The organism is Devosia sp. (genome assembly GCF_036676215.1).
In the GTDB taxonomy this organism is placed as follows: domain Bacteria; phylum Pseudomonadota; class Alphaproteobacteria; order Rhizobiales; family Devosiaceae; genus Devosia.
In genome coordinates, this window is sequence record NZ_JAKFDJ010000004.1 from 1 (window position 1) to 4,091 (window position 4,091).

Genomic DNA, 4,091 nt, shown 5'->3' on the forward strand with positions numbered 1-4,091 from the left:
AGATCTATGTTGTCGCGCATGGTTTTGCTGCGGTGTTGTGTTCAAGGGTTTCGGTCAAGACAGGTCAGAATGGGACGCCTGCCGTCTTCCACATAACGACAGGCAAGTTGCGAACCATCCGACCCAGGTTGAAGGCGTTCCCGGACCATCCATTCCTTGCCGGCCTCCCACCGATCGGGTGGTGGCGCAAGCGTAGGGCCATTGGATGTCGTTCTTCGCCTCGCCCCGTCTGCCGGGTAGCCGACACTTAATGACGTGAGCTTGGGTGAACGCCGGCTGAACCGTCAGCATGGCGAACTCGACTCGAGTTAAGGTTGAGTCAGTTCTAATTCTTCATAACCGCCCCAAAGTCGTCATGCCCGTCCGGCATAGGGGGGGCGTATTGAGTACAGGAGAGCGCGTCATGATCCGATTGGCCACTCTGACCGTCGCCGTCGTTGTTACGATGACCGGCGAGGCGGCGGCGCAGACATGTTTGAGCGTATTGGGTTGCGCCGCCAGCTCCTCGGCGGCGGTGGTCGGCGCCCCTGCATCCGGCAGTCCGAACAGCGCTTTCGGGGTCCTCGGCTCAAACTCAGGGACCTCGGCGCTTCCCACAGCCGATGCGCCTTTGCTGTTCGACAACCTGGGCAACATGCGGGGGAAACCGAGCGGCGGCCAAGATAATCCCGCGCCGACCGGCCTCGATGCGGGTGACACAGGCAAGCGCCCAGCGACCGAACCCAAAAATCCGACCGCCGCCACTGGAAATCCCGGTGCGCCGCGATTGGAGGCTATCCCCCAGGGACCAAAATGATCTCGGCCTGTCCCGTGCTCCTGCATGACGGCGATCAATTCGAAGTCCCGTAGACCGAAGTCCATCTGCCGGAGGGCGCCGACCCTGGGTTCATCGGCGCGCCGTCAACTGGATCAAATTGGGTCGCCAATGTCGGAGCGATCAGCAATTTTGCGTTGAGGTCGCATTCGGCCCGCAACACGGCGCGAGGATTGGATGAAGGGTCCCAGGCAATTCGCGCGCAACATCCGCAGTCGCGTTCGCGTCCTGCGGGCTGTGTTGGCCCATCCGATCCACGAGGGGCGCCGGGCCGAGGCCGCGAAGCGCTGGCTCAGGCTGACGTTCGCCGATTGGGTGGCGCCCGGCCACCAGGTCATCCCCTATGTCGAGGGCGCCGTGCTGGTCTGGCGGCGGGAGGCGACCAGCGTGATGATCTGCGCGCGCTACGGCCTCGGAGAGTTCGAGGACATGGCGTTTGTGCTGCACTTCCTCCGGTCCGAAGACCTGTTCTGCGACGTGGGGGCCAACGCCGGCGTCTATACCGTGCTCGCGGCGAAAGTGGTCGGCGCGAAGGTGGTCAGCGCCGAGCCGGTGCCGACGACCTATGACCTGCTCATGCAGAACGTCTACGCCAACGGAATCTCGGACCGTGTGGACGCCCTCCGGTGCGGTGTCGGCCGGGAGCGCGGAAGGCTGCACTTCACGGCGACGAACTGGAGCTACAACCGCGTCGTGGACGGGCCCGGTGAGGGCGTCGTCGAGGTCGACGTCCTACCGCTGGATATGATCTTGGACGGTCGGATCCCGCGCGCCATGAAGGTCGATGTCGAGGGCTTCGAGGCGGAGGTCGTGGCGGGCGCCGCCGCCACTCTCGGGTCCCCGGACTTCCAGGCGTTGATCATCGAGATGTCCTACCAGGTGGAAGCCTACGGCGCCCGGCTCGACGCGATCGACGGCGTGCTGAAGGCGCACGGGCTGCTGGGGCCGTTCTGGTACGATCCGTGGAGCCGATCGCTCGTCCCACCCGGTGACCTGGCGACGCGCAAGGCCAATCACATCTACGTTCGTGACCTGGACTTCGTCGCGGAGCGACTAAGGGGCGCGCGGAAGTTCAACGTCCACAACCGGCTGATCTGAGGACCTGGCCCATGGCCGACGGGGAATTGAGGACAACCGCAGCGGCTTGGGCGCGTCCTCGCGACCCCCGGCGCATGATCGCTCCGACCATGCCGAAGCCTGCAATCATCATGGCCCAGGCCGAGGGTTCCGGAACCGCAGACAGGTGCTCGACGGTCAATGCGTAGTCGAACTCAAGACCTTCGAAATCGGCATAGAAGTTGAAATAGGGGCCCTCCGCCCGCGTGATCTCATAGAGCGGCGTGCCGTCCGGTATCCCCTGGTCCGCATAACCGCCGGCCGGAAAGAACAGGTAGGTCGCCTTGGGCACGACGAATTGCCACGAGAAGCCCGTTGCGAACCCGCCAGTCCCGTCTTCGACGGTCGACTCGTTGCCTTCGATAAACTCGTCGTGTGGGCGCGGCGGCGGCGCGACGAAGATGTCCCAGTGGTTTTCGTAGCTCGCGGAGATGTCATAGAAGAGAGGGATCGAGCTGCTGAAGCTAAACTCGTAAGTCCCCGGCCCGGCCAGATCGACCGGCCCCAGGTCAAGCGTGGCGGTGTGTCCGGATTGCTGAAACACGATAGTCGCCGCGGTCGCTGATCCGACCCAGGACAACGAGAGCACGGCGATGAGCGGCGAGAGAACCCTAAGCACCTTGAAAGCTCCTTTGTTGGCGGCGAAGCTCAAGGCCCGCCATGCCGAGGCCGACGATCATCATCGCCCAGGTTGCCGGCTCCGGGATGCCGCCCGGGCTGGGCGCGACGGATAGATACTCCGTATGGGGACCGCCTGGGCTGACGCCCCGGATTAGCGCGTCGCCGTACTCGCCATAGCGAACGATTTCGACGGGCTTGGTGATGGATGGGAGCGGCCCCCGATCGATCTCCCCGAGACCCCTAATCCGAACGTCAGGACCCTCAAAATTGAATACGTAGTAGAAGTATTCGCTGTATGGGTCCGTGGCCTGTTCTATTGAAAATGAATAGAACTCCGTGAGGTCGAACGCGACCTCCACCGGAGGGCGGTAGATTTCCACGAGTTCATCGTTCTCGTCATAATAAAAGCAACCATCCCAGCTGTCTGGTAGCGGGCAAGGCTCTTGCCCGGTGAATGAACCCCGCGCGTATTGAATTGGAGAGGGGAGTCCTGATGAAGCGGTCCAGCTGTAGGTTCGCTTGAGGCCAGTTTGCTCAAACTCGAGCCCACTCGTGTTGTATCGAAGCTCCATGGACCAGCCGTTCCAGTCGGGGTCGTCATTGTAGTCACCCGCTATCGTGGCGATCATGACAGTGGCGTTGGCGGCGCCGGCCCACAGAAGCGTTGCCGCAGCCAGGCTCGACGCAAGAAACTTGATCATCCGGAACTCTCCCAGACGCCAACTCTTCGCGACCAATGGTAGCGAGTCAAGGCGGACTCGCCCGGCAGGGGAGCTCGCCGCCCTGGCCGTTCCCAATCCTTCAAACCCAACGCCAGGCGGACCAGCAACCGACGACTCCAGGCCCGGCCGCCTTCCAATTGTCAGACCGGATTGGGCCGCTTCAGGGTCCATCTTGGCCGGGCTGATGTCGCCCGGCGCCGGGCGACACCTTCGCCTTAGGGTTACTCTCTAGTGGGAAGAGGCCCGTCTTGATTGCCCGACAAATCTCGATGGCGGCCCGGAAGGGACTCGAACCCCCGACCTTCGCTTTAGGAAAGCGCTGCTCTATCCGGCTGAGCTACCGGGCCTTGCCGATCGACCCGGGGGACTGGCGAAGTCCGCGGCGCCGCGACGATCTGGCAGACCGATGCCACGTTCGCCGCCCGGCGCCAAGCCGGGCCTCTCGGGCGCGATGAAACTGCGGATTGCGCGTCGGCACGACCTAGGCGATGGATAGAGGTCCGTCGAACGGTTGGGAGCTACACAGTGCAGGGCAACAAGCCAGTGGTGCCGGGGTGGGTGATTGCGCTCGTGATCGCGCTGATGTCCGGCGGGGTCAGCGCCTTGGCGGTTTGGTTCCTGAGCGAGAGGGCCACCAAGGGCGGATAGGCGCACGCGCGACCTCGGCCCTTTACGCGGCGGAAAACATTCGCGGCTAGGCTGGCGCCATGACCGATCCCATCGTCCGCACCGAGCGACGATCGCTGGTCAGGCAGCGGACCCTCCTGCGCGGCCGGATCTGCTATGGCCCCCGCCACGTCATGTCGGTCGATTGCGGC

General features: G+C 63.7%; 4 protein-coding genes and 1 tRNA gene. 2 read left to right on the forward strand and 3 right to left on the reverse strand.

Going from position 1 to position 4,091, the window contains the following annotated elements; genetic code table 11:
- The first annotated feature begins 403 nt into the window (after window positions 1-403).
- A complete protein-coding gene (locus tag V6M52_RS00300) occupies window positions 404-796 on the forward strand; it encodes a hypothetical protein (RefSeq protein ID WP_332698206.1) in 393 nt (130 codons plus the stop codon).
- A gap of 195 nt (window positions 797-991) precedes the next feature.
- Window positions 992-1,912 carry an FkbM family methyltransferase gene (locus tag V6M52_RS00305; RefSeq protein WP_332698209.1) on the forward strand — a complete coding sequence of 307 codons (921 nt, stop codon included), beginning with the start codon at window positions 992-994 and terminating at the stop codon, window positions 1,910-1,912.
- Here the strand turns inward: V6M52_RS00305 and V6M52_RS00310 are convergent.
- The 3 genes from V6M52_RS00310 to V6M52_RS00320 form a co-directional block, all read right to left on the reverse strand.
- A complete protein-coding gene (locus tag V6M52_RS00310) occupies window positions 1,887-2,582 on the reverse strand; it encodes a PEPxxWA-CTERM sorting domain-containing protein (RefSeq protein WP_332698212.1) in 696 nt (231 codons plus the stop codon). The two genes, V6M52_RS00305 and V6M52_RS00310, sit on opposite strands and share 26 nt — an antisense overlap.
- A complete protein-coding gene (locus V6M52_RS00315) occupies window positions 2,542-3,252 on the reverse strand; it encodes a PEPxxWA-CTERM sorting domain-containing protein (RefSeq protein WP_332698215.1) in 711 nt (236 codons plus the stop codon). The genes V6M52_RS00310 and V6M52_RS00315 overlap by 41 nt, the downstream gene beginning before the upstream one ends.
- Window positions 3,253-3,543: 291 nt before the next feature.
- A tRNA-Arg gene (locus V6M52_RS00320) sits at window positions 3,544-3,620 on the reverse strand.
- Between the last annotated feature and the right edge of the window lie 471 nt (window positions 3,621-4,091).

Coding starts and splice junctions, on each gene's coding strand:
- V6M52_RS00300 (WP_332698206.1), top strand. CDS start 404: ATGATCCGATTGGCCACTCTGACCGTCGCCGTCGTTGTTACGATGACC.
- V6M52_RS00305 (WP_332698209.1), top strand. CDS start 992: ATGAAGGGTCCCAGGCAATTCGCGCGCAACATCCGCAGTCGCGTTCGC.
- V6M52_RS00315 (WP_332698215.1), bottom strand. CDS start 3,252: ATGATCAAGTTTCTTGCGTCGAGCCTGGCTGCGGCAACGCTTCTGTGG.